The following is a 21,562-nucleotide window of genomic DNA, read 5'->3' as shown; positions in this document are numbered from 1 at the left end:
AGGGCCCCGCCCCCTGCTTCGGCAGGAGGCGCCACGGGCGCCGGGCTCAGGGACGCCCCGACGGCGGGACCTCCTCCCCGGGCTGCACCGGACCGGGCGGAGTGCCGTTGCCGAACGGGCGTCCGCCCAGTTCCTCCCGGTGGTGCGGGGTCAGCCAGCCCGACAGATCGGGGCCGACGGGCACGATGCCGGTGGGGTTGATGCCCGTGTGGACCCGGTAGTAGTGCTGCTTGATGTGGTGGAAATCGACCGTGTCGCCGAAACCAGGGGTCTGGTACAGGTCTCTGGCGTACGCCCACAGGACGCGGTCCTCGGCCAGCTTCGAACGGTTGCACTTGAAGTGTCCGTGGTAGACGGCGTCGAAGCGCACCAGTGTGGTGAACAGCCTGATGTCGGCTTCGGTGAGGGATTCGCCGACGAGATAGCGCCGGTCCGCGAGACGCTCGGACACCAGGTCCAGGCGGCCGAACACATCCTGGTAGGCGGCCTCGTACTCGGACTGCTGCCCCGCGAAGCCCGCGCGGTACACGCCGTTGTTGACATCGCGGTAGATGTCCTGCATGACCTCGTCGATCTCGTCACGCAGGGCCTCGGGGTACAGGTCGGGGGCGCCCTGCCGGTGCAGCGCGGTCCACTCGGTCGCGAAGTCCAGCGTGATCTGCTGGAAGTCGTTGGTGACGAGCCTGCCGCTCGGTACGTCGACGATCGCGGGCACGCTGACCCCGCCGGGGTAGTCCCGCTCCCGCGCGTTGTACGCCTCGCTCAGGTACCGGATGCCGAGCACCGGATCCCTGCCGTCCTCGTCCAGGGTGAATCGCCAGCTGCGGTCGTCCTGGATCGGGTCGGCGACGGCCAGCGAGAGGGCTCCCTCCAGCCCGAGGAGCCGCCGGGAGACCAGGGAGCGGCTCGCCCACGGGCAGGCTCGGCTGACGACCAGCCGGTAGCGGCCGGCTTCGACGGGCCAGCCGTCCCGGCCGTCGGCGGTGATGCGGTCGGCGAAATGGCTCCTGGACCGTTTGAACGCCTTGTGCCCGTACGCCGCGTTGCCATTCGCCCCTGCGCCGGTGGCCGCGCTCATCTCGCTCTCCTTCATGGCGTTCTCCCTACGGACGGACTGCGGACGGACCGATGCTTACGACTCCTGCTACGGCGCTCCCCCCGCACATCTGCCAGCCCGACGAGCAGAGCGGCCAGGACGAAGGCGACCGCGACGACGAGCCCGTGGTCGTACGCGGTGGCCCATCCGTCGCCGCCCAGTCGGGCGAAGAACATCGAGCCGACCGCCGCGATCCCGATCGCCGACCCGACGCGCTGGCCGGTCTGGAGGGTGCCGCCGGCGCTCCCCGCCCTGGCCACCGGCACTCGGGAGAGGGTCAGTGTCTGGTTCGGGGCGATGACCAGGCCGCTGCCCAGACCGGCCAGGAGCAGTGGGGCCACCATCGCCCACCCCGCACCTCGCCCGGGCACCAGATGCACGGCGAGCGCGGTGGCCGCCAGCCCCACGGCCACCGTGATCAGACCGGTCACGACGAGGGGGCGCCCGAATCGGCCGACCATTCGGCCGCCGGGGCTCGCCGCGACGGCCGCGCCCAGTGCGAAGGGGGTGATGGCGAGTCCCGCCTGCAGGGCGGAGTAGTGCAGTCCGCTCTGCAGGTAGAGCGTGGTGATGAAGAAGATCGAGGTGAATCCGGCGAAGTACATCAGGCTCAGCAGACAGCCCAGCCAGTAGGAGCGGACCCGGAAGAGCGACAGGTCGACGACCGGTTGCGTGCCGCGTCTGCCGCATCGGGATTCCCAGCCGGCAAACGCGGCGAGCAGCGCCACGGCCACGGCGATCAGCAGCCACTTCCGGTTGCCGGGCCACTGCTGCGACTGCACGAAGGGCAGCAGCAGAGCCAGTACACCCGCACCGAGCAGCAGCACGCCGAGGGGGTCGAGGTCACGCAGGCGCACCCGGCCGGCCGAGGGGGTGTCCGGGAGCAGGCGCCGGGCGAGCAGAAGGCAGACGGCGCCGAGCGGCAGATTGACGTAGAACACCCAGCGCCAGCCCTCCTCGGCCCCGGCCGCCTGGATCAGCAGGCCACCGGAGAGCGGGCCGACAGCGGTGGAGATGGCGACCACGGTGCCGAACATGCCGAAGGCCCGGCCGCGCTCCTGGCCGGAGAACATCTGCTGGATCAACGCGGAGATCTGTGGTGAGATCATGCCTCCGGCGAGGCCCTGTACCAGACGGGCGATCACCAGCCAGAGGCTGGACTGAGCGGCTCCGCAGGCTGCTGAGGCCAGGGTGAACAGGGCGAGCCCGGCCATGAACACCACGCGGCGTCCCCGCGCGTCACCGAGCCGTCCCGCGGGAATGAGGAACAGGCCGAAGGCGAGGGAGTAACCGGAGAGGACCCATTGCAGGTCGGACTCCGGGGTGTGGAGCCCTTCCCGGATCGACGGCAGGGCGACATTGACGATGGATACGTCCAGCAGGGTCATGAACCCCGCGATCAGACACACCGCGAGCGCCCGCCAGCGGCGCGGGTCGGGGGTGCCGGGGCCGGGGGCAGAGTGGGCGTCCCACCCCGCAGCACCCCAGTGAGCTGCACTCTCTGCCATGGCTCGCACCCTAGGACCAAGGGCCCCGATACTCATCCCGGCAGGGCCGCGACGGCGGTTTTCCGGCATCCGTTTCAGTGGACGGGCAGCACCGGACGCAGGAAGCGGCCGTGTCCCGGGGCGGGACACGGCCGTCGACAGTCCGTGCGGGCTCCAGACCGTGGCGGTCGAGAACCGGTCGCCGGACGCGCCGTTCGCAGCGGCGGTGCGGTCACACCCCCTGCAGGCGGTGCGCGGACCGTCGCAGGTAGAAGGCCCAGGTCACCACCAGGCAGAGACCGTAGTACCCGAGGAACGCCAGATAGGCGGCCTGTCCGTTGTGTGACTCCAGGAAGGACTGCCGGAAGGCCAGATTGACCAGCACTCCGCCGAAGGCGCCGATCGCCCCTGCCACCCCGATCAGGGCCGTGGTCTGCCGCCGCGACCTCCGCTCGGCCTCGGCCGGCGACGTGCCGCCCGCGATTTCGGCCCGCGCCCTGGCCCGGAAGATCGCCGGGATCATCTTGTACGTCGACCCGTTGCCCGCCCCGCTGAGCACGAAGAGGGCGATGAATCCGGCCAGGAAGAGCGCCAGCGAGTGCTGCCTGGACGCCTCCAGTACCACTCCCGCGCCCAGTGCCATCGCCGCGAAGGTCCACAAGGTCACCCGGGCGCCGCCGAACCGGTCCGCCAGCAGCCCGCCGAGCGGGCGGGAGAGCGAGCCGAGCAGCGGCCCGAGGAAGGTGAGGCAGGCCGCCTTCACCGGGGTGTCGAACTGCTCATGGAACTGCACCTGGAGGACCTGACCGAAGGCGAAGCCGAAGCCGATGAACGAGCCGAAAGTGCCGATGTAGAGCACTGACATCACCCAGCTGTGCGCGTCGCCCAGCACCTCGCGCATCGCTCCGCGTTCATTGCGCGCGCCTGCGAGGTTGTCCATCCGCAGCGCCGCGCCGAGCGCCGCCAGCACGATCAGCGGCAGATAGACCAGCACCAGCAGGCGTGGGTGGCCGGCGCCCGCGGTGGCCAGCACCAGCAGGCCGAGCAGCTGCACCACCGGTACCCCGAGATTGCCACCGCCCGCGTTCACCCCCAGGGCCCAGCCCTTGAGGCGCTGCGGGTAGAAGGCGTTGATGTTGGCCATCGAGGAGGCGAAGTTGCCGCCGCCCACCCCGGCCACGGCGGCCACCACGAGCAGCGTGCCGTAGGAGACGCCGGGCCGCAGCACGATCCCGGCCAGCACGGCCGGCACGAGCAGCAGCAGCGCGCTGAAGACGGTCCAGTTGCGCCCGCCGAAGCGCGCCACCGCGAAGGTGTACGGAATGCGCAGCACCGAACCGAGTGCGGTGGGCACGGCGGTGAGCATGAACTTCCCGGCCGCGTCGATGTGGTACTCCGGGCCGAGGAAGAGCACCAGCACCGACCACAGGCTCCAGATGGAGAAGCCGATGTGCTCACTGAGCACCGAGTAGACCAGGTTGCGCCGGGCGATCCTGGCACCCGCCAGGGTCCAGAAGTCGGTGTCCTCGGGGTCCCAGTCCTTGATCCGGCGGGTGCCGGCATCGGCGGCGGTTGCGGTGAGGCTGATCATCGGCACACCTCCGCAAGCGTCGCCGCGACCACGCGCACCGGCCAGACCCTGAGGTGGGCCGTGGAGCCGTCGGGGGCCTGGTCCTCGTCCAGGCAGTGTCCGGTGCGCAGGTCGAAAGCCTGCTTGAGCATCGGCGAGATCACCACCGGTACGCTCCCCCGGCTGCCGAGCAGGCCGCGCGAGATGACGTGGGCGCCGCTGAACGGGTCGCGGTTCGCCAGCGCGTGCACCGCGCCACCGCGCTCGCGGAAGACCGCAACCTGCTCGTCCTGCGGGCCGACGAGCACCGCGACGCCACGCCCCGGGACCAGATCCTGGTACCGGCAGACCCGTGTCCATGCATGGCCGTCGCCGATCTCCACCATGTGCTCGGCGTTCTTGGACAGGATGGCCTCGCTCATTGCGTGCGTACCTCCAGGGCAGGGCCGGCGATCAGGGCCGGTGCGAGGGGGAACCCGTCCTCTTCGGGACGGGCGGGGCGGATGCCGTCGCGCTCGTGGACGAAGCGCACGGTGGGGTCGGGGGTTCCCGGGGCGTTGGCGAAGGAGACGAAGCGGCGTACCCGCTCGGGGTCGGCCAGGGTCGCCGCCCACTCGTCCTCGTAGGTCTCGACATGACGGGCCATCAGCTCGTCCAGCTCCGCGCAGAGGCCGAGCGAATCGTCCATGACGACCGCGCGCAGGTGATCGAGGCCGCCCTCCAGGCGGTCCAGCCAGGGGGCGGTGCGCTCCAGGCGGTCGGCGGTGCGGATGTAGAACATCAGGAACCGGTCGATGGTGCGGATCAGGGTGTCGTGGTCCAGGTCCACGGCCAGCAGATCGGCATGACGTGGTGTCATTCCCCCGTTGCCGCCGACGTAGAGATTCCAGCCTTCCGAGGTGGCGATCACTCCGAAGTCCTTGCTCTGTGCCTCTGCGCACTCCCGGGCGCAGCCGGAGACCGCGGACTTGAGCTTGTGCGGTGCCCGCAGGCCCCGGTAGCGCAGCTCCAGTTCGATCGCCAGGGCCACCGAGTCCTGCACGCCGTAGCGGCACCAGGTCTGCCCGACACAGGACTTGACCGTGCGCAGCGCCTTGCCGTACGCGTGACCGGACTCGAAGCCGGCATCCACCAGGCGGCGCCAGATGCCCGGCAGCTGGTCGACGGTGGCGCCGAACAGGTCGATCCGCTGACCGCCGGTGATCTTGGTGTAGAGGCCGTAGTCCCGTGCGATCTCGCCGATGACGATCAGGCCGTCGGGGGTGATCTCGCCGCCCGGGATCCGGGGCACCACCGAGTAGGAGCCGTTGCGCTGCAGGTTGGCCAGGAAGTGGTCGTTGGTGTCCTGGAGGGCGGCCTGTTCTCCGTCCAGCACATGACCGTTGCCGAGGGCGGCCAGGATCGAGGCCACGGCCGGTTTGCAGATGTCGCAGCCCTCGCCGCTCCCGTGCTCGTCGATCAGCCTGGAGAAGCCTGTGATGCCCTTGACCCGGATGATCTCGTACAGCTCGGCGCGGGTGTGAGCGAAATGCTCGCAGAGGCCGCGGGCCACTTCGATCCCGCCCGCCTCCAGCTCCTCGGTCACGATGGAGCCCATCAGTTTGACGCAACTCCCGCAGCCGGTACCGGCCTTGGTGCACTTCTTGACGTCGGGGACGGTGCGCATGCCCTGCTCGGACACGGCCGCCCGGATCGTGCCCTTGCTGACGTTGTGGCAGGAGCAGATCACCGCCTCGTCCGGCAGTACCAGCGGGCCCTGCTGATCGTCCGCGCCGGGCAGCAGCAACTGCTCGGCCGGGCCTGGCAACTGCGCCTTGGCGACAGCGAGCGGGCGGAGCGTGGCATAGGAATCGGCGTCGCCGACCAGCACTCCGCCGAGCAGCCGGCCGTCCGGGCCGACCACCAGCTTCTTGTAGATTCCGGCCCGGCTGTTGGCGTACAGCACCTCCAGGGCGCCCTCGGTGGTGCCCAACGCGTCACCGAAGCTGGCCACGTCCACGCCCAGCAGCTTCAGCTTGGTGGAGGTGTCTGCTCCGGTGAATTCGGCGCCGGTACCGGTGAGTTCACGGGCCACCGTGTCGGCCATCGCGTAGCCGGGGGCGACCAGGCCGTAGACCCGGCCGTCGACGGCGAGGGCGCACTCGCCGATCGCCCAGATGTGTGGGTCCGAGGTGCGGCAGTGCTCGTCCACCGCGATACCGCCTCGCTCGCCGACCGGCAGGCCGCAGTCGCGGGCGAGCTGGTCGCGCGGGCGCACACCCGCCGAGAAGACCACCAGGTCGACGGCCAGGCCGGTGCCGTCGGAGAGCGCCATGCTCCGGGCCCGGCCGTGCTCGTCGGCGTCGATCCGCTGAGTGCCGGCGCCGGTGTGCACGTGAACGCCGAGATCCTCGATCTTGCGCCGCAGCACTGCTCCGCCGCCGTCGTCGACCTGGAGGGCCATGAGCCGGGGCGCGAACTCCACCACATGGGTCTCAAGACCCATGGCCCGCAGCGCTCCGGCTGCTTCCAGGCCGAGCAGGCCGCCGCCGACCACCGCGCCGACTGTGGCGTGCCGGGCGCTCGCGGTGACCGCCTCCAGATCCTCGATGGTCCGGTAGACGTGACAGCCTGCGGCGTCGTGGCCCGGCACCGGCGGCACGAACGGGTAGGAGCCGGTGGCCAGCACCAGGGCGTCGTAGCGCAGTTCGGCGCCGCTGCGACTGGTGACGGTGCGGGCCCGCCGGTCGATTGCGGTGGCCGGGTCGCCGAGACGCAGGTCGATGCCGTGCTGTTCGATGAACCCGGGCGGGCACAGCGTCAGTTCTTCTGCCGATGTGCCGGAGAACCAGGTGGTCAGGTGGACCCGGTCGTAGGCGGGCCTGGCCTCCTCGGCGAGCACAGTGACTCGCCAGCGGTGTGGCTGTCCGGCGGTCGGCTGTTCGAACAGGGCTTCCAGGAAGCGCTGTCCGACCATGCCGTGGCCGACCAGGACCAGGGACTTCTCGATCACGGGCGGGCTCCTCGGGTGGCGGTACAGACGGTCATGGGGTGGCGGTAGGGGGTCCCGACAAGGAGGTCGAGGGGTTCCGGCGGCAGCGGATCGTCGCGCTCGTAGGCCCGGGTCAGGGTGCCGACCGCGGCCAGGTCGCCCAGCAGGATGCCGCCGACGAGCCGGTCGCCGCGCAGCACGAGCTTCTTGTACGAGCCGCGGGTCGGGTCGACCAGGCGCAGTACGTCGGTGCCCGGGAGGTTCTCGCCGACTTCGCCGAAGGCCGCGTACTCCAGGGGCCCTGCGGTCAGCCGGGTCAGTGGGCGTGAGCCGGTGTACCGGACGTCGTGGTCGGTGCCGGCCAGTCGGGCCGCCAGCAGATCGGCCTGGTCCCAGGCCGGGCCGGTCAGTCCGTGGACGATCCCGCGGTGTTCGGCACAGTCGCCGATCGCGTACACCCCGGGGGCGGAGGCCGCCAGCCGGTCGTCCACCACCACTCCCGAGCGCACCGCGAGCCCGGCCGCACCGGCCAGCCCGGTGCGCGGGCGGACCCCGCAGGCGAGCACCACCAGGTCTGCCTCCAGCAGGTAGCCACTGGCCAGTTCGACCCCGGTCACGCGCGCTCCACCGTGCAAGGCGCGGGCCCGGTTGTCCGGGTAGGTCTCCACCCCCAGCGCGGCGAGGGAGCCGCGCAGCGCGTGCCCGGCCTGCTCGTCGAGGTGACGGTCGATCAGGTGTGGTGCCTGGTGGACGATTTCCACGGGAAGGCCGAGCGCGGCCAGTGCCCGGGCGGCGCTCACCCCGAGCACCCCGCCGCCGATCACCACGGCGCGCTCGGCACCGGCGGCGTCCTCGGCGAGCCGGGCGCAGTCGGCCAGTGAGCGGAACGCGTGCACTCCGGCCTTCAGCCCGTTTGGCGCGTGCAGTCCGCGCAGCGGCGGGAGTACGGGGTTGGCGCCGGTGGCCAGGACCAGCTCGTCGTAGTGGGCCGACTCACCGCCCGCCAGCCGCAGTTCGCGCAGCACCGGGTCGAGACCGACCACTTCGCAACCGCCGCGCATCAGAGTTCCGGCGCCGTAGGGCAGTGCGATGGCCTCCGGGTCGTAGCGCCCGGTCAGCACGTCGGCCAGCAGCACCCGGTTGTAGGGGCCTCGCGGCTCGGCACCGTACAGCACCACTTCCCCGTCCCCGCCCAGCGCCTGGTACTGCTGCGCGAACCGGGCGCCCGCCATGCCCGCGCCGACCACCGCGATCTGCCGGCTCATCGGACCCGCTCCACACGCACGGCGCACACCTTGAACTCGGGCATCCGGGAAGTCGGGTCGAGGGCCGGGTTGGTGAGCGTGTTGGCCCGTCCGGCGCCGGCCCAGTGGAAGGGCATGAAGACGGTGTCGGGCCGGATCGTGTCGGTGACCCGGGCGGGGGCCACCGCACGGCCGCGTCGGCTGGTGACCGCGAGCGGCTCGCCGTCGGCCGCGCCGAGCCGCGCGGCCAGCTGCGGGTGCAGTTCCACGAACGGCCCGGGCGCGGCCCGGTTCAGCTCGGGCACCCGACGGGTCTGGGCACCGCTCTGGTATTGCGAGAGCACCCGCCCGGTCGTCAGGTGGAGCGGGTACTCGTGGTCCGGCTCCTCGGCGGCCGGGCGGTGCGTGACCGGCGCAAAGCGGGCCCGGCCGTCCGGGGTGGCGAAGCGTTCCAGAAACAGCCGGGGCGTGCCGGGATGCCCGTCGCCCGGGCAGGGCCAGAAGACCCCGTCCTCGGCCCGGATCCGCCGGTAGCTGATCCCGGAGTAGTCGGCCGGACCACCGGCCGAAGCACGACGGAGCTCCTCGAACGCTTCCTCGGCGTGCTCCGGGAAACCCTTGGCCACGCCGAGCCGCGCGGCCAGTTCGCGCAGCACATACAGGTCCGTGCGTACGCCCTGCGGCAACGGGAGCGCTGCCTGGCGCAGGATCACCCGTCCCTCCAGGTTGGTCAGCGTGCCGGTCTCCTCCGCCCATTGCGCGGCGGGCAGCACCACGTCGGCGAGGTGCGCGGTCTCGGAGAGCACCAGATCGCTGACCGCCAGGAAGTCCAGGGCCCGCAGCCGTTCGGTGATGTGCCCGGCGTTCGGCGCGGAGACCACCGGGTTGGAGCCCATCAGCAGCAGCGCCCGCGCACCGCCCTCGGTCCCCAGGGTGTCGAGCAGTTCGTAGGCCGAGCGGCCCGCACCCGGCAGGTCGTCGGCCTCGACCTCCCAGACGTGGGCGATGTGCGCGCGGGCGGCCGGGTCCTCGATCGAGCGGTAGCCGGGCAGTTGGTCGGCCTTCTGACCGTGCTCGCGTCCGCCCTGCCCGTTGCCCTGGCCGGTCAGGCAGCCGTAGCCGGAGCCCGCCCGGCCGGCCTTGCCGAGCGCCAGGCAGAGGTTGATCCAGGCTCCGACGGTATCGGTCCCCTTGCTCTGCTGCTCGGGGCCGCGCGCGGTGAGCACGATGCCGGTGCCGGCGTCCGCGAAGAGCCTTAGGGATTCGCGCAGTTGGTGCACGGGGACGCCGGTCAGCCCCTCCACCCGCTCCGGCCAGTGCGCCATCGCCGCGGTGCGGGCCGCTTCGAATCCGGTCGTGCGCTCGGCGACGAACGCCTGGTCCACCCTGCCGTCGGCGATCGCCAGGTGCAGCAGGCCGAGCGCGAGCGCCAGGTCGGTGCCGGGGACCGGTTGCAGGTGCAGGTCGGCCTGTTCGGCGGTGCGGGTGCGACGTGGGTCGACCACGATCAGGGTGCCGCCGTTCGAACGGAGTTCGCGGAAGTAGCGCAGCGCGGGCGGCATGGTCTCGGCCGGGTTTCCGCCGACCAGGATCACGCAGCCGGCCTTCGCGATGTCCGCGATCGGGAAGGGCAGTCCGCGGTCCAGGCCGAAGGCGATCTTGTGCGCGGCGGCTGCCGAGGACATGCAGAACCGGCCGTTGTAGTCGATGTTCGGGGTGCGCAGCACCACCCGGGCGAACTTGCCGAGCAGGTAGGCCTTCTCGTTGGTCAGGCCGCCCCCGCCGAAGACCGCGACGGACTCCCGCCCGTGGCGGTGCCCGGCCGCCGCCAGACCGGCGGCCACCCGGTCGAGCGCCTCGGTCCAGGACGCCTCGCGCAGCTCGCCGCCCCGCTTGTCGCGGATCAGCGGCGCGGTCAGCCGGACACCTGCGCCGAGCACCGCGGTGGCCGACTGGCCCTTCCCGCAGAGTGCACCGCGGTTGACCGGAAAGTCGGGGCGCGCCAGCACTTGCGCCTCGCCGCCGTCGTGCGGCGCCCGCAGGCGCATTCCGCACTGCAGCGAGCAGTACGGGCAGTGGGTGTCGGTCGTCGTCATGTCACCGAGCGTCGGTCCGCGCCGTTACGCGGCCGGGTCGCACTTGTTGCGCCCGGGGTACGGCTGCTTCACCGTCCGCCGGGCCCAAGGTGACACGGCGGAAATCTTGCGTAACGTCAAGGCGGCCTCCGCTTACCTCTGCGTGATGGGCTCGCAACCGGGGCGAAACAGCACTGGCCGAGCCTGCACGACATGGACAGCACGCAGCCTTCGGGCCCTCTGGTCGGCTTCACTGTCGGAGTCACCGCCTCGCGCCGCCGCGAGGAGCTCGTCGCGCTGCTGCGCCGGCGCGGCGCCAAGGTGGTCGAGGCGCCGGCCCTGCGGATCCTCCCGCTGGAGGACGACGCGGCTCTGCGCCGGGCCACCGCGCGCTGCCTGACGGGGCCGCTCGACTATGTGGTGGCGACCACCGGGGTCGGCTGGCGCGGCTGGCTGAGCGCGGCCGACGGCTGGGGATACGGCGAACGGCTGGCCGAGGTGTGCCGGGAGGCAGTGGTGCTCACCCGCGGCCCGAAGGCGACCGGCGCGGTGCGCGCCGGAGGCCTGAGCGAGACCTTCTCCCCCGTCACCGAGGCCACCGACGAACTGTTGGCCTGGCTGCTCGCGCGCGATCTGCCCGGCAGACGGATCGCCGTGCAGGAGCACGGGGTGCCGCTGGACGCATTCACGGCCGCGCTGAGTGAGCGCGGAGCCGAGGTGATCCCGATTCCGGTCTACCGCTGGGGCCCGCCCGACGATCCGTCGCCGCTGCGCCGGCTGGTCGAGCAGACGGTCCGCCGCGAACTGCACGCGCTCACCTTCACCAGCGCACCCGCGATCACCGCATTCCTCGCCACCGCGGACGAACTCGGTCTACGCGAAGAGGTGTTGGCCGGTCTTCGGGGGGATGTGCTGTCGGTCTGCGTCGGTCCGATCTGTGCCCGGCCGCTGGAGGAGGCCGGAGTTGCCGTGCTCTGCCCCGAGCGGGGTCGGCTCGGGGCCATGGTGCGTACCATCGAGGCTGCCCTGCCCGGCCGTGGCAGGCGCGAAATCCGCTCCGGCGCAAGCTCTTTGGTGCTTCAGGGGAACGCCGTACTGATCGACGGCGGGCCGGCCGTGCAACTGCCTCCGCTGCTCGCGGCGGTGTTGCGGGCGCTGGCCGAGCAGCCGGGGCGGGTGCTCAGCCGGGCCGAACTGCTGCGCCGTGTCTGGGTCACCGGCCAGGCCGACCAGCACGCCGTGGAGGCGGCCGTCGCCAGGTTGCGCGCGGCGCTGGGCGGGCACGCCCGGCTGGTCCGTACGGTGCCCAAGCGCGGCTACAGCCTGGCGGCAGCGATATGACGGACGCGCCCACGCCTCCCACCCTGCTGGCCGTCGCACACGGCACGCGCGACCGGGCAGGCATCGCCACTTATCACGCACTGCTCGACGAGATCCGCGCCCAGCGGCCCGGACTGACGGTCCGCCTCGCCTTCCTCGACCTCGCCCCGCCCACGCCGGCCCAGGTGCTGGCCGACTTGCAGGGCCCGGTGGTGCTGGTACCGCTGCTGCTGAACACCGGCTACCACATCCGGGTCGACCTCCCCGCCGTACGAGCCACCGCCCCGCACCTGGATGTTCGGACTGCCGCGGCACTCGGTCCCGATCCGCTGCTCGCCGCCGCTCTCGGTGACAAGCTCACCGAGGCGGGCTGGTCCCCGACACGATCCGGCTCGGATGCCGTCGTGCTCACGGCCGCCGGGTCCACCGATCCGGTTGCCGGCGCGGACACTGTGCTGATGGCCGACCTGCTCCGACAGCGGCTCGGGCACCCGGTCGTCCCCGCCTACCTCTGCGCGAGTACGCCGACCCCGGCCGACGCGGTGGGGGCCCTGCGCGCCGCGGGCCACCGCCGGGTGGCGGTGGCCCGCTATCTGATGGCTCCCGGCCACTTCGCCCTCCGTGCGCAGAGAGCCGGTGGCTGCCTCGTCTCCGCCCCGCTCGGCGCGCACCCCGATGTGGCGCGGCTGGTGCTGAAACGCTTCGACGAAGCGTCCGGGCCTTCGCACTGATCCTCCGCAAACCTCTGCAGGCCGCGAAGCCGCTCACTCCGGAACGGTTCGTACGCGCGACCGCCGCGTGGATCGAGGGCGCCACCGACCGGACCGCCGCATGGGACACGAGCGCCGTTCTCAGTGCGGTGGCCGACGCCGTCGGCCAGGATCTGCTGCGTCGCGTCCCGCCGCAACTGCCCCCGGCTACGGCCTGCTCCTCTGCCGCCCCGTGTCCGACTGAGAGTCGGCGGTGACGGTGCACCCCATCCGCGTCCTGGCCGATGCAGTCGGCCTCGCTGTGGCACTGTGGACGATGCTGCAGGCCATCGGAGGCTGACGTGACCGTGCTCGTCTGGATCAATGAAGGCACCTGGCGGGCCGCGGTGGACGCCGCCCGCTCCCACGCCCGGGCCGGGGACGAGATCACCTTGCTGCACGTCACCGGCGACGACGTCGCCGAAGCAGCCCACGGCGCATTCGTCGGTCTGCTGGGCCGCGGCCACCGCGAGCGAGACCCCGGCGACCAAGTGGCGGCCCTGTCCGCGAGCGCAGCCGCCGAGCTCATGGATGCGGCCGCCGACCGCCTGGGTCGGCCTGCGGCGCGCCTACAGGCCCACGGCCGCGTCGAAAGGGAGGTCGTCCGCGCTGCGGAGGGCGCCGGCCTGCTCATCTGCGCCCGCGACGGCGACCGGCACCGTCTGGGGCCCCGCAGCCTGGGCCCTGCGACGCGCTTCGTCGTCGACCACGCTCCTTGCCCGGTCCTGTTGGTCTGGCCGGAACGGCCGCCCGGCATCGACTCACTGCCAGGGTGATTCTCCCGCCGGAGTGCGGGCTCCGGTCACGGTCGGCAGTGTGGGATCGGGAGCGCACACAGGGGCGCTGAGGTGCGGTGCGGCCCGGTCGGGTACAGGGTGAAGGCATGAGCCCGACCGCGCCGCTCGTGAGACACAGGTCTCGAGGACCCGGGGGCGATCGTCGACAACCCGATGGGGGTCGAATGGCGGGGAGCCGAAGCCCACCCGTTCGAGCTGAAAGCCCGACAGGCCCCAGGAAAGCGGGGCCCGCTCCGGCGTGTCCGGGGACAACGAAACCGAGGAAGTGATCGTCATGGGACACGGTGGCAACGTGATCGCGGAACTGACGGCCGATCATCGTGAAGCGGAAGAGCTGTTCCAGCAGATCGAGGCGCAGCCCGTCGACCATCCGCAGCGGCGGGACCTGGCTGACCGGCTGACCGCGGAACTGGTGCAGCACTCAGTGGCCGAGGAAATGCACCTGTACCCAGCCGTGCGCAAGCACGTCCGCAACGGTGCGGAGCTGGCGGACAAGGAGCTCGCCGAACACACCAGGATCGAGCGCATGCTCAAGGACCTCGAAGACCTGAACGCCGACGATCCGCAGTTCAACGACATCGTCGCGAAGCTGAAGCTCGAGTTCGCCGCCCACCTTCGCGAGGAGGAGAACGACCTCTTCCCGAAACTCGCAGCCACCTGCTCGCCCCAGAAGCTGGACGAGCTGGGGCAACTGGTCCGCCGGGCCAAGGAGACCGCACCCACCCGCCCGCACCCCGCCCTCCCCCACACCCCGCCCGCCAACAAGTTGATCGCGCCCGGCGCAGGGCTCGTGGACCGCGTACGGGACCTGCTGAGCGGCCGCAAGACCACGGGCTGAACCGTCCCGGTGGTGCGGCGCTTCGAAGCGGTCGTCATGCCCCTGCTCCAACGCCTGCCGGGACCCGCCCGCCTGGTCAACGCGCGCGGCCGGGTCGCCGCCTCCACCGACCCCCACCACCTGGTCGGATCACTCACCAAGGACCCGGACTTCGCGGCAGTACCGGCCGGACCGGCAGGCGGCACCGAACACGGCGGGCTGCGACTGCGGCCCTGCGACGGTGTCCCCCTCATCCTGGTGACGGCGGAAACCCCGGCAAAACGCCCCTGAACCCCGTTCTGTCACAGGCCACGGAGGCGGGGGAGACGATTCGCCACCGCGTCCCATGACAGCGGCTCCGGCTGCCCCGCGAGCTTCATCGCCTGCGCCGCCGAGGCCGCGTCCACCCGCTGTAGCGGAAGGCGTCCGCGGGGAAGCAGCGCAGTTCCGGGTGGGCCGGGTCGAACTGCGGCCTCCTGGACGGCAGGACAGAGACAGAGCCGCGAAGACCCTGCGCACGGGGTCGTCGGTGTACTCCGTGATCGTTCCGGACACCTGACCGTTCCGGACACCTGGAGGACGACGACGCCCACGTCGAGCGGGAGGGGCGTTGCGGGTCGGAGCCGCAACCCCACCTCGTTCCCGGAGACGGGAGCCAACGGTCCGTGACTGCCTGGGCCGGCGGGAGGCCGCCCCGGCCACCGCTGCTCAGGATCCAGGTGCCGCAGTCCGTGACCCGTGGCGACGTTCCCTCAATACTGGGACCGGGCCAACAAATCCCAGCACCATCGACCAGCCATGGTTTGATCTGACGATCCTTCAGAAGAGCCACCACCAGTCAGCATCATCCCCGCCGGGCCCCGCTCCGGGCCGCTGAGAACCGTCGGGATCAGCAACCTGCCACAACGAATCCGACCTGCGAAAACCCAAGTCGGAGGGTCAGCCGCCGGTCTTACCAGGAGGTACACATGAGGATGCTCATCAACGTCCCGCAGTTTGGCGCGGCCGCAGGTCAGGCCCATGCTCGGAGGCCGTTGGTCAGCAAACTCCCAGCATGAGTCAGGAGACGTGTACTTGGCACGGCCGCGGTCCTCAACCGCTTCGAGCTCCTGGTCGATGGCATCGAGGTCGTTCACGGCTACGAGGACGAGCCCGACCAGGCCGCGTTCGTCGAACGGGCCCGCGCGGTGGACCTGTACGACGACGAGCAGGCCCTGGCGTGGAAGGCGATCGACGCCGGACGCGTACCGGCCGGCAGCGTCGGGCTCGGCATCGGCATCGAGCGGCTGTGCATGGCCGCCACCGGCATCAAGGACATCACCGTCTTCCAGCAGTCGCCCCAGTTCTGATCGCCATCACCGTCCGGAAAGGAGCCGCGATGTCCTTGTCGCTGCGCCCGCTCGACGACAGCGGCTTCGGCGCCGTCGTCGACTGCAACCTCGCGACCGACGCCGAAGACCTCGCGCCCCAACTGGCGCGAGCCCTGCACGAGCTCCGGCTCCTGGTCGTGCCCCGGCAGCACCTGACCCACGCCGATCTCCTGACGGTCGCCTCCTGCTTCGGAACGGTGGACACGAGCGTTGACCGCCGATACGCCGTCGGCGGCTTTCTCGGCCTGACCGTCATCAGCAACATCGTCGAAGGCGGTGAGCACGTCGGCATCTACGACGGGGACGACGAGGAAGAGTGGCACGCCGACAACAGTTTCAAGCCGGAACTGACCGCCGCGACGATGCTGTATTCGGTCATCACCCCCGAGCTGGGTGGTGAGACACGCTTCGCCGACGCGACCCGCGCCTACGCCGACCTCCGCCCGGCGGTACGGCAGCGGATGGAGGGGATGCGCGCGGTGCACTCCATCCAGCAGCTCGGCGCGTTGCAGAGCCAGGCCAGCGGCGGGCAGTCGTCGGTCGCGGCCGGGAGCCTCGCCGGCCATGCGGAGGTCGAGCACCCGCTCGTCCTGACCCATCCGGTCACCGGAGCCCGCTCGTTGCTGCTCGGCTCCATGGTGATCCGGTGCGTCACCGGGCTCTCCGAGGAGGCCATCCGCGCCCTGATCGACGAGCTGCTGGAGCACACGACCAGCGCGCCGTACGTCTACAGCCACCGCTGGAGTCAGGGAGATCTCGTCGTGTGGGACAACCTAGCCACCCTCCACACTGCCTCCCCGTGCGACAGCTCCCGCCACTCCCGCCTGCTGTACCGCGCTGCTGTTCGACAGCCCGCAGCTTCTACTGGCTCCGCCGGATGACCGGCGGCAAGAACACGCGGTCTACGTCTGTCGCCAGCCCTAGGGTTTGCCCATGACCGTGAAGGTGCCCCAGAAGGAATCCGCCCTCAACCTCGAGCGCATCACCCAGATCGGAGGCCAAGTACACGGAGTGTGCCCGGAGTTCGACGCTGGCTCCTTTGTGCGGGACGTGATGGCCGACCTGCCCAGGCTGGAGCTGAAAGATCGCATTACTCGCACCAGCGAGGCCCTCCACACCCATCTTCCGGTCACTGGCGTCGAAGCCCTCGACGTACTGCTGTGCTCGCTGCCGCCGACTCCCGAAGCCGCCGGCGTGACGAACGATTTCGGGTGGCATACCTACTCACCCCACTCCGACTTCGTCGCCCGCTACCTGCGCACCGGCGAGTACCTGGACCAGGCCCTCGACGCCCTCGCGCGCTTCACTCGGTACTTCTCGGCAGAGGTCGCCGTGCGGGACTTCCTCAACGACTTTCCCGACGAGACGATGAAGGCCGTCGACGCGTGGTCTCGCGACGAGGACCACCGGACCCGGCGGCTCGCGAGTGAAGCCACCCGCCCCCTCCTGCCCTGCGCGCCCCGAATCTCCCTGCCCGCCGATGTAGCGCTGCCTGTTCTCGAACGGCTCTACGCCGACTCCAGCACCTACGTCCGGACCTCTGTCGCCAACCACCTCCACGACCTCGCCGACACGCAGCCCGACGTCGTCCTGGCCACCCTCCAACGGTGGAAGGACACCCAGAGCGCCACCGACAAGCACTTCGCGTTCATCGCCCGGACGGCCCTGCGGAGCAAACTCAAAAAGGGCTGGCCGGATGCCTACGCCTTCCTCGGCTACCCGCATGACGCACCGGTCGAGCTGACACCTCTCGTCCTGGAGCGCACCGAGTTTGTCGACGGCGACGTGCTCAGCTTCTCCGCCGCTCTCACCGCCACCGTGGCGGTCCCGGTGCATGTGATGTTCGTGATTTCCTCCACGACGCGCACCGGCAAGCCGCGCGAGAAGGTCTATTTCCTCAACCGCAACACCGTGGAGCCCGGCCGGCCGCTTCCTCTGGCCAAGCCGCACAAGCTGCGTTCGACGGCCACCACGAAGATCACTCCCGGCCCGTACACCCTTGCGATCCAGGTCAACGGCCGCCGCTTTCCAGCCGTTCCGTTCACGGTTGTCGCAGCATGATCCGCAACCGGCCTCCTACCTGATCTGACTGCCCCCCCCCACAGGGCCGTGCCTCATCCTCGCCACGGCCCGGTCAGCCATGCCCCACACCGGGACCCCAGCCCGTGCGGCAATCCCCCGAAGGAGTGACCCGACCGCGTCGAACAGATTTCAATGCCCGCCGCCGCATCCTGCCCGCCCCAACGGCCCGATCAGAACGTGTGTTCACGAAATGAGCCGTGACGAAGCCCGATCCGACGCGTTCTTAGAGCACTAGTGCCACTTCACCGCCCAGATGGAGGAACGTCATGAATCCCGCTCCCACTCCCGTGCATCAGCCCTCTGGAATCGAACGAAGGCCTGCCCTCGTCACGGTGCGCCGTGTTGACGACACCCGCTGCTCAGCACGTCTGGATACGGGGTGGGCGGCATGAGTGAGTCGACCGATGAAACCGCCGAGACTGTCCCGGAGCCGCGCCCCACCCCCTTTCCGCCCGCCCCGCCGGCTGAGTCACCGGAAGCTGCGCCGGCCGCCGGTGCGGAGCAGACCACCCCCGCCCCGGAGATGCGGTACGTGGACCTGACCGGCAGCCGTGAAGCGGCCGGCCGCTCCATCCGGATGCGTGACATGGCCCGGCGCCTGCCCCAGCTGGTCCGGCGGTCGCTGGCACTCGCCTGGCGCGTCGACCGACGGGCCACCACCGGCCTCCTGCTGTGCCAGACGGTCGCCGGCGTGATGCAAGCCCTGGGCCTAATCGCGATCAGCGGCACCCTCACCGCACTGCTGACCAGCGGAGACGTCTACCACCGGCTCCTGCAGGCATGGCCATCCGTAGCCCTGCTGGCCACCGCAACCGGGATGCGGGCACTGCTGGGGATCACCGTCAGCTGGCTCTCCTCCCGGCTGAGCCCCCTCATGTCGCGCGAGGCCGAGCAGATGCTGCTCACCGGCTGCGCCGAGGTGGAGCTCTCCGCCTACGACGACCCCGACTTCAACCGTGACCGCGAGGCCGCCGACCGCGGAGCGCAGGTCACCGGGGACCTCATCGACGAGGGCCAGGACCTGATCGCCTCGGCTGCCTCCTTCCTCGCCGGAGCCATCGTCCTTGCCGGTGTGAGCTGGGTGCTCCTTCCGCTCCTGGTCGCGGCCAGCCTGCCGCAGGCTCTCGCCCAGGTCAGCGCTGCCCGGGTCCGCTACCTGGCGAACCTCCGCAGCAACGGCGACAACCGCATGCTGTCGGTGCTGCGTTGGCACATCTTCACCCGCGAGGCAGCCGATCAGATCCGCGCCGGCACCATGGCCGATTTCCTGTCCGGCCGGTACCGGCAGACGGTCTCCCGGATCAACCGCGAGGACCGGACCGCGGCCGACAGGGGCGCCCGCATGTCGCTGGTCGGCGCGCTGTGCGGCGGCCTCGGATCGGCTGTCGTGTGGGCGGCGGTGGTGTGGCTGCTGGCCACCGGCCGCATCAGCGTCGGGCACGCCGGCACGGCCGTCTTCGCTCTGCAGACGGTGGGCCAGTCGGTGCGCGGGCTGGTCGCCGTCGGGGCCCGTGCCGTGCGTACGGGCCTCTACATGGACGACTGGACAAGATTCCTCGACTTGGCCGGCGGGTACACGATGCGCCGCGGCGAGCACCGGCCGACGCCACCGGACGAGATCAAGATCAAGTCGGTCTCGCACCGCTACGCCGGGAAGGACCAGGACGCGCTGTCCGACGTCTCGCTCACTCTGCGCCGGGGCGAGGTCACCGCACTGGTCGGCTTCAACGGCTCAGGAAAGTCAACGCTGTCGAAGCTGGTCAGCGGCCTGTACTTGCCCACGGGCGGACAGGTGCTGTGGGACGGCGTCCCCACCGACGATGCCGACCCGCAGGCGCTGTGGCAGCAGGTGGCCCTGGTACCGCAGGACTACGCGCACTGGCCGCTCACTGTGCGCGAGAACGTCACCCAGGGGCAGCCCACGGCCCGCGGTGACGCGGCGGTGCGTGAAGCGTGCGAGGCCGCCGACGCCGACGAGGTCGTCGGCAAGCTCGGCGCCGGCCTGGACACCCTCCTGGCCCGCGAGTGGCTGAACGGGGAGGAACTGAGCGGCGGCCAGTGGCAGCGCATCGCGCTCGCCAGGGCGTTCTTCCGCGAGTCCGGGCTCTTGGTCCTCGATGAGCCGACCGCCAACCTCGATCCTCGCGCTGAATACAGAATCTTCCAGCGGCTGCGGGACCTGGCCCAGGACCGGGTGGTGTTGCTGGTGACACACCGCATCACCAACGTCGCCGTCGCCGACCGGATCGTGGTCCTCGACGAGGGCAGAGTCGTGCAAGAGGGCACCTACAAGGACCTCGCCGAACAAGAGGGCGGCCTGTTCCAGCAGTTGCTGTCCTACCAGGTCACCTCCGAGCCGGACGACGAAAGGCAGGGGACCCGCGCATGAGGGGCCCCGATACCACTTCAGAAGCTCCGCCCGTGCCCTCGGCCACCACGTACTCCGCCGACCCATCCACCAGTCCCTCCGTGCTCCCCCGAGGTGTTGACGTGCCGGTCACTCGCTCCCACATCCACGCGACCGCCGAAAGCTATCTGACTCGGCATCCGCATGAGCGAGAGGCCCTGGCCGGACTGTTGGCCATCCTGGACGGCCCTGACGACCCGTCCAACCGCGCAACTCTCCCCGGCCACGTCACCTGCAGCGCGGTCGTCATCGACCGCAACCGTCACGTACTGCACATCGGCCACAAGGTCTCGGGGCTGCTGCTCACGCCCGGCGGCCACGTCGAGGCGGACCGGAGCCTCCTGGCCGCGGCCCTGCGGGAAGTGTCCGAGGAAACGGGCATCCGGCCCGGGGACCTGTGTCTGACCCCGCAGTTCCTGGGCGCGCCGGTCGACATCGACGTTCACGGTATCGACGCCAATCCGGCCAAGGGCGAGCCGAGCCATCAGCACTTCGATTTCCGCTTCGCCTTCTACGTCAGCGCCGAGCAGCTTCCGCCGCTCCGGCTGCAGGACGAAGAGGTCTCGGGTGCCCAGTGGCTTGCGTTCGCCGACGTCAGGTCACCGACGCTGCGGGCCAAGCTGCTGGACGCCGAGGCTTCTGGGCTCGACGGGCGGCCGGAACCCGTCAACGCGTCGGCTCTGGTCCACGACAGCTACGGGCGCTACCTGCTTCATCTGAGGGATCTGCGTGAGGGCATCTGGGCGCCCGGGGTCTTCGCCCTCCTGGGAGGCGGGCGCGAGAGGGGTGACCGGTGCCTGGAGGGGACCTTGCGGCGGGAGCTCGCCGAGGAGGCCCCCGGCCTTGAACCTGTGGGCCTGACGCCCTACGCGGTGGAGGAGGCGACGAGCGTCGAAGGCCTCGCGGTGCCGATCAAGGTCTACACGGCCCGCTGGAGCGGGCACCCCGACGCGGCGGACCTGCAAGAGGGCGTCCTCCTGCAATGGTTCACCCCCGACATGCTGGACCGGCTGCCCCTGAGCCCCGGCCTCGGCGACCTGATCCGCCGGCACGCGGCCGAGCATCCCCCGGCCGGCAGTCCGCCGGACCGCATCCGCCCTCTGCACGAAGAGGCACCGGAAGGGACCGAGCTCCACATCGTCGGCGTCCACCTTCACCTCCAGGACGAACAGGGCCGGATCCTCCTCGGACTGCGCCACCCCGACTCAGCCTTCGCGCCGGACGAATGGCACTTTTTGGCAGGTCATTGCGAGAGGGAAGCCGCCATCAGCTGCCTGGTGCGCGAAGCTCAGGAGGAGGCCGGGCTGATCGTCGATCCCGGTGATGTCGAGCTCGTGCATGTGGTCCACCACGTCGACTCGCCGAAGGCCCGGGCACGGATCGCGCTCGTCTTCAAGGCCCGGACATGGTCCGGCGCCCCGCAACTCCTGGAGCCCGACCGGTGCGTGGCGTGGCGGTGGTTCAGCCCGCAGGATCTTCCGGCAAAGGTCGTGCCGTACACCCGCCAGGCAATCGACGGCATCAGCGCGGGCCGCCCCTACACCCAGACGGGCTGGTGAGCACCCGTGACGCTCCCA

15 protein-coding genes and 3 pseudogenes are annotated in these 21,562 nt (G+C 70.9%); 11 read left to right on the top strand and 7 right to left on the bottom strand.

Annotated features, from left to right (window positions below; translation table 11 throughout):
* Positions 1-46: 46 nt before the first annotated feature.
* The 7 genes from ACFVYE_RS33570 to ACFVYE_RS33540 form a co-directional block, all read right to left on the bottom strand.
* Entirely contained in the window at positions 47-1,093 is a 1,047-nt protein-coding gene (locus ACFVYE_RS33570; RefSeq protein ID WP_389608053.1) for a glutathione S-transferase family protein, read from the bottom strand.
* Positions 1,090-2,604, bottom strand: a complete 1,515-nt coding sequence (locus ACFVYE_RS33565) for an MFS transporter (RefSeq protein ID WP_383965802.1) — start codon at positions 2,602-2,604, stop codon at positions 1,090-1,092. Before ACFVYE_RS33565 ends, ACFVYE_RS33570 begins: the two co-directional genes overlap by 4 nt.
* 211 nt (positions 2,605-2,815) lie before the next feature.
* Positions 2,816-4,174 carry a nitrate/nitrite transporter gene (locus tag ACFVYE_RS33560; protein ID WP_389608052.1) on the bottom strand — a complete coding sequence of 453 codons (1,359 nt, stop codon included), beginning with the start codon at positions 4,172-4,174 and terminating at the stop codon, positions 2,816-2,818.
* Positions 4,171-4,575 carry a nitrite reductase (NAD(P)H) small subunit family protein gene (locus tag ACFVYE_RS33555; protein WP_383965798.1) on the bottom strand — a complete coding sequence of 135 codons (405 nt, stop codon included), beginning with the start codon at positions 4,573-4,575 and terminating at the stop codon, positions 4,171-4,173. Before ACFVYE_RS33555 ends, ACFVYE_RS33560 begins: the two co-directional genes overlap by 4 nt.
* Positions 4,572-7,109, bottom strand: a complete 2,538-nt coding sequence (nirB, locus tag ACFVYE_RS33550) for a nitrite reductase large subunit NirB (protein WP_389608076.1) — start codon at positions 7,107-7,109, stop codon at positions 4,572-4,574. Before nirB ends, ACFVYE_RS33555 begins: the two co-directional genes overlap by 4 nt.
* 32 nt (positions 7,110-7,141) lie before the next feature.
* The gene (locus ACFVYE_RS33545) at positions 7,142-8,389 is read right to left on the bottom strand and encodes an NAD(P)/FAD-dependent oxidoreductase (RefSeq protein ID WP_389608051.1); all 1,248 of its coding nucleotides are present in this window, start codon (positions 8,387-8,389) and stop codon (positions 7,142-7,144) included.
* On the bottom strand, positions 8,386-10,464 hold the full coding sequence (locus ACFVYE_RS33540) for a molybdopterin oxidoreductase family protein (protein ID WP_383965792.1): 2,079 nt from the start codon (positions 10,462-10,464) through the stop codon (positions 8,386-8,388). The genes ACFVYE_RS33545 and ACFVYE_RS33540 overlap by 4 nt, the downstream gene beginning before the upstream one ends.
* Positions 10,465-10,656: 192 nt before the next feature.
* Between ACFVYE_RS33540 and ACFVYE_RS33535 the strand changes: the two genes are divergently transcribed.
* The 11 genes and pseudogenes from ACFVYE_RS33535 (at position 10,657) to ACFVYE_RS33485 (ending at position 21,544) form a co-directional block, all read left to right on the top strand.
* Positions 10,657-11,784, top strand: a complete 1,128-nt coding sequence (locus tag ACFVYE_RS33535; RefSeq protein WP_383965789.1) for a uroporphyrinogen-III synthase — start codon at positions 10,657-10,659, stop codon at positions 11,782-11,784.
* Positions 11,781-12,098: pseudogene (locus ACFVYE_RS33530) on the top strand (sirohydrochlorin chelatase); the annotation flags it as partial. The gene ACFVYE_RS33535 and the pseudogene ACFVYE_RS33530, both read left to right, overlap by 4 nt.
* A 123-nt stretch (positions 12,099-12,221) precedes the next feature.
* Positions 12,222-12,717: pseudogene (locus tag ACFVYE_RS33525) on the top strand (CbiX/SirB N-terminal domain-containing protein).
* A 97-nt stretch (positions 12,718-12,814) separates the two neighbouring features.
* Positions 12,815-13,288, top strand: a complete 474-nt coding sequence (locus ACFVYE_RS33520) for a universal stress protein (protein WP_383966271.1) — start codon at positions 12,815-12,817, stop codon at positions 13,286-13,288.
* Between the two features lie 295 nt (positions 13,289-13,583).
* Positions 13,584-14,147, top strand: coding sequence for a hemerythrin domain-containing protein (locus ACFVYE_RS33515; RefSeq protein WP_383966285.1), 564 nt, complete (start codon positions 13,584-13,586; stop codon positions 14,145-14,147).
* A 12-nt stretch (positions 14,148-14,159) separates the two neighbouring features.
* Positions 14,160-14,417: pseudogene (locus tag ACFVYE_RS33510) on the top strand (hypothetical protein); the annotation flags it as partial.
* An 818-nt stretch (positions 14,418-15,235) separates the two neighbouring features.
* Positions 15,236-15,475, top strand: a complete 240-nt coding sequence (locus tag ACFVYE_RS33505; protein ID WP_383966282.1) for a hypothetical protein — start codon at positions 15,236-15,238, stop codon at positions 15,473-15,475.
* A 29-nt stretch (positions 15,476-15,504) separates the two neighbouring features.
* Positions 15,505-16,377, top strand: coding sequence for a TauD/TfdA dioxygenase family protein (locus ACFVYE_RS33500; RefSeq protein ID WP_383966269.1), 873 nt, complete (start codon positions 15,505-15,507; stop codon positions 16,375-16,377).
* Positions 16,378-16,429: 52 nt separating this feature from the next.
* Positions 16,430-17,557: a hypothetical protein gene (locus tag ACFVYE_RS33495; protein ID WP_383966266.1), complete on the top strand. Its 1,128-nt coding sequence runs from the start codon at positions 16,430-16,432 to the stop codon at positions 17,555-17,557.
* A gap of 544 nt (positions 17,558-18,101) precedes the next feature.
* Positions 18,102-19,967, top strand: a complete 1,866-nt coding sequence (locus tag ACFVYE_RS33490) for an ABC transporter ATP-binding protein (RefSeq protein WP_383966279.1) — start codon at positions 18,102-18,104, stop codon at positions 19,965-19,967.
* Between the two features lie 101 nt (positions 19,968-20,068).
* Positions 20,069-21,544, top strand: coding sequence for an NUDIX domain-containing protein (locus tag ACFVYE_RS33485; RefSeq protein WP_383966263.1), 1,476 nt, complete (start codon positions 20,069-20,071; stop codon positions 21,542-21,544).
* Positions 21,545-21,562 lie beyond the last annotated feature (18 nt).

The sequence above is a fragment of the Streptomyces sp. NPDC058239 genome, assembly GCF_042882185.1.
GTDB lineage: Bacteria > Actinomycetota > Actinomycetes > Streptomycetales > Streptomycetaceae > Streptomyces.
Note: the sequence above shows the minus strand (reverse complement) of the source record. Positions and strands in the feature narration are given on the sequence as shown.

What these genes read in the sequence shown, in the direction of transcription:
- ACFVYE_RS33570 (WP_389608053.1), bottom strand. Translation starts at nt 1,093, where the DNA reads ATGAAGGAGAGCGAGATGAGCGCGGCCACCGGCGCAGGGGCGAATGGC.
- ACFVYE_RS33565 (WP_383965802.1), bottom strand. Translation starts at nt 2,604, where the DNA reads ATGGCAGAGAGTGCAGCTCACTGGGGTGCTGCGGGGTGGGACGCCCAC.
- ACFVYE_RS33560 (WP_389608052.1), bottom strand. Translation starts at nt 4,174, where the DNA reads ATGATCAGCCTCACCGCAACCGCCGCCGATGCCGGCACCCGCCGGATC.
- ACFVYE_RS33555 (WP_383965798.1), bottom strand. Translation starts at nt 4,575, where the DNA reads ATGAGCGAGGCCATCCTGTCCAAGAACGCCGAGCACATGGTGGAGATC.
- nirB (WP_389608076.1), bottom strand. Translation starts at nt 7,109, where the DNA reads ATGGTCGGACAGCGCTTCCTGGAAGCCCTGTTCGAACAGCCGACCGCC.
- ACFVYE_RS33545 (WP_389608051.1), bottom strand. Translation starts at nt 8,389, where the DNA reads ATGAGCCGGCAGATCGCGGTGGTCGGCGCGGGCATGGCGGGCGCCCGG.
- ACFVYE_RS33540 (WP_383965792.1), bottom strand. Translation starts at nt 10,464, where the DNA reads ATGACGACGACCGACACCCACTGCCCGTACTGCTCGCTGCAGTGCGGA.
- ACFVYE_RS33535 (WP_383965789.1), top strand. Translation starts at nt 10,657, where the DNA reads ATGGACAGCACGCAGCCTTCGGGCCCTCTGGTCGGCTTCACTGTCGGA.
- ACFVYE_RS33515 (WP_383966285.1), top strand. Translation starts at nt 13,584, where the DNA reads ATGGGACACGGTGGCAACGTGATCGCGGAACTGACGGCCGATCATCGT.
- ACFVYE_RS33500 (WP_383966269.1), top strand. Translation starts at nt 15,505, where the DNA reads ATGTCCTTGTCGCTGCGCCCGCTCGACGACAGCGGCTTCGGCGCCGTC.
- ACFVYE_RS33495 (WP_383966266.1), top strand. Translation starts at nt 16,430, where the DNA reads ATGACCGTGAAGGTGCCCCAGAAGGAATCCGCCCTCAACCTCGAGCGC.
- ACFVYE_RS33490 (WP_383966279.1), top strand. Translation starts at nt 18,102, where the DNA reads ATGCGGTACGTGGACCTGACCGGCAGCCGTGAAGCGGCCGGCCGCTCC.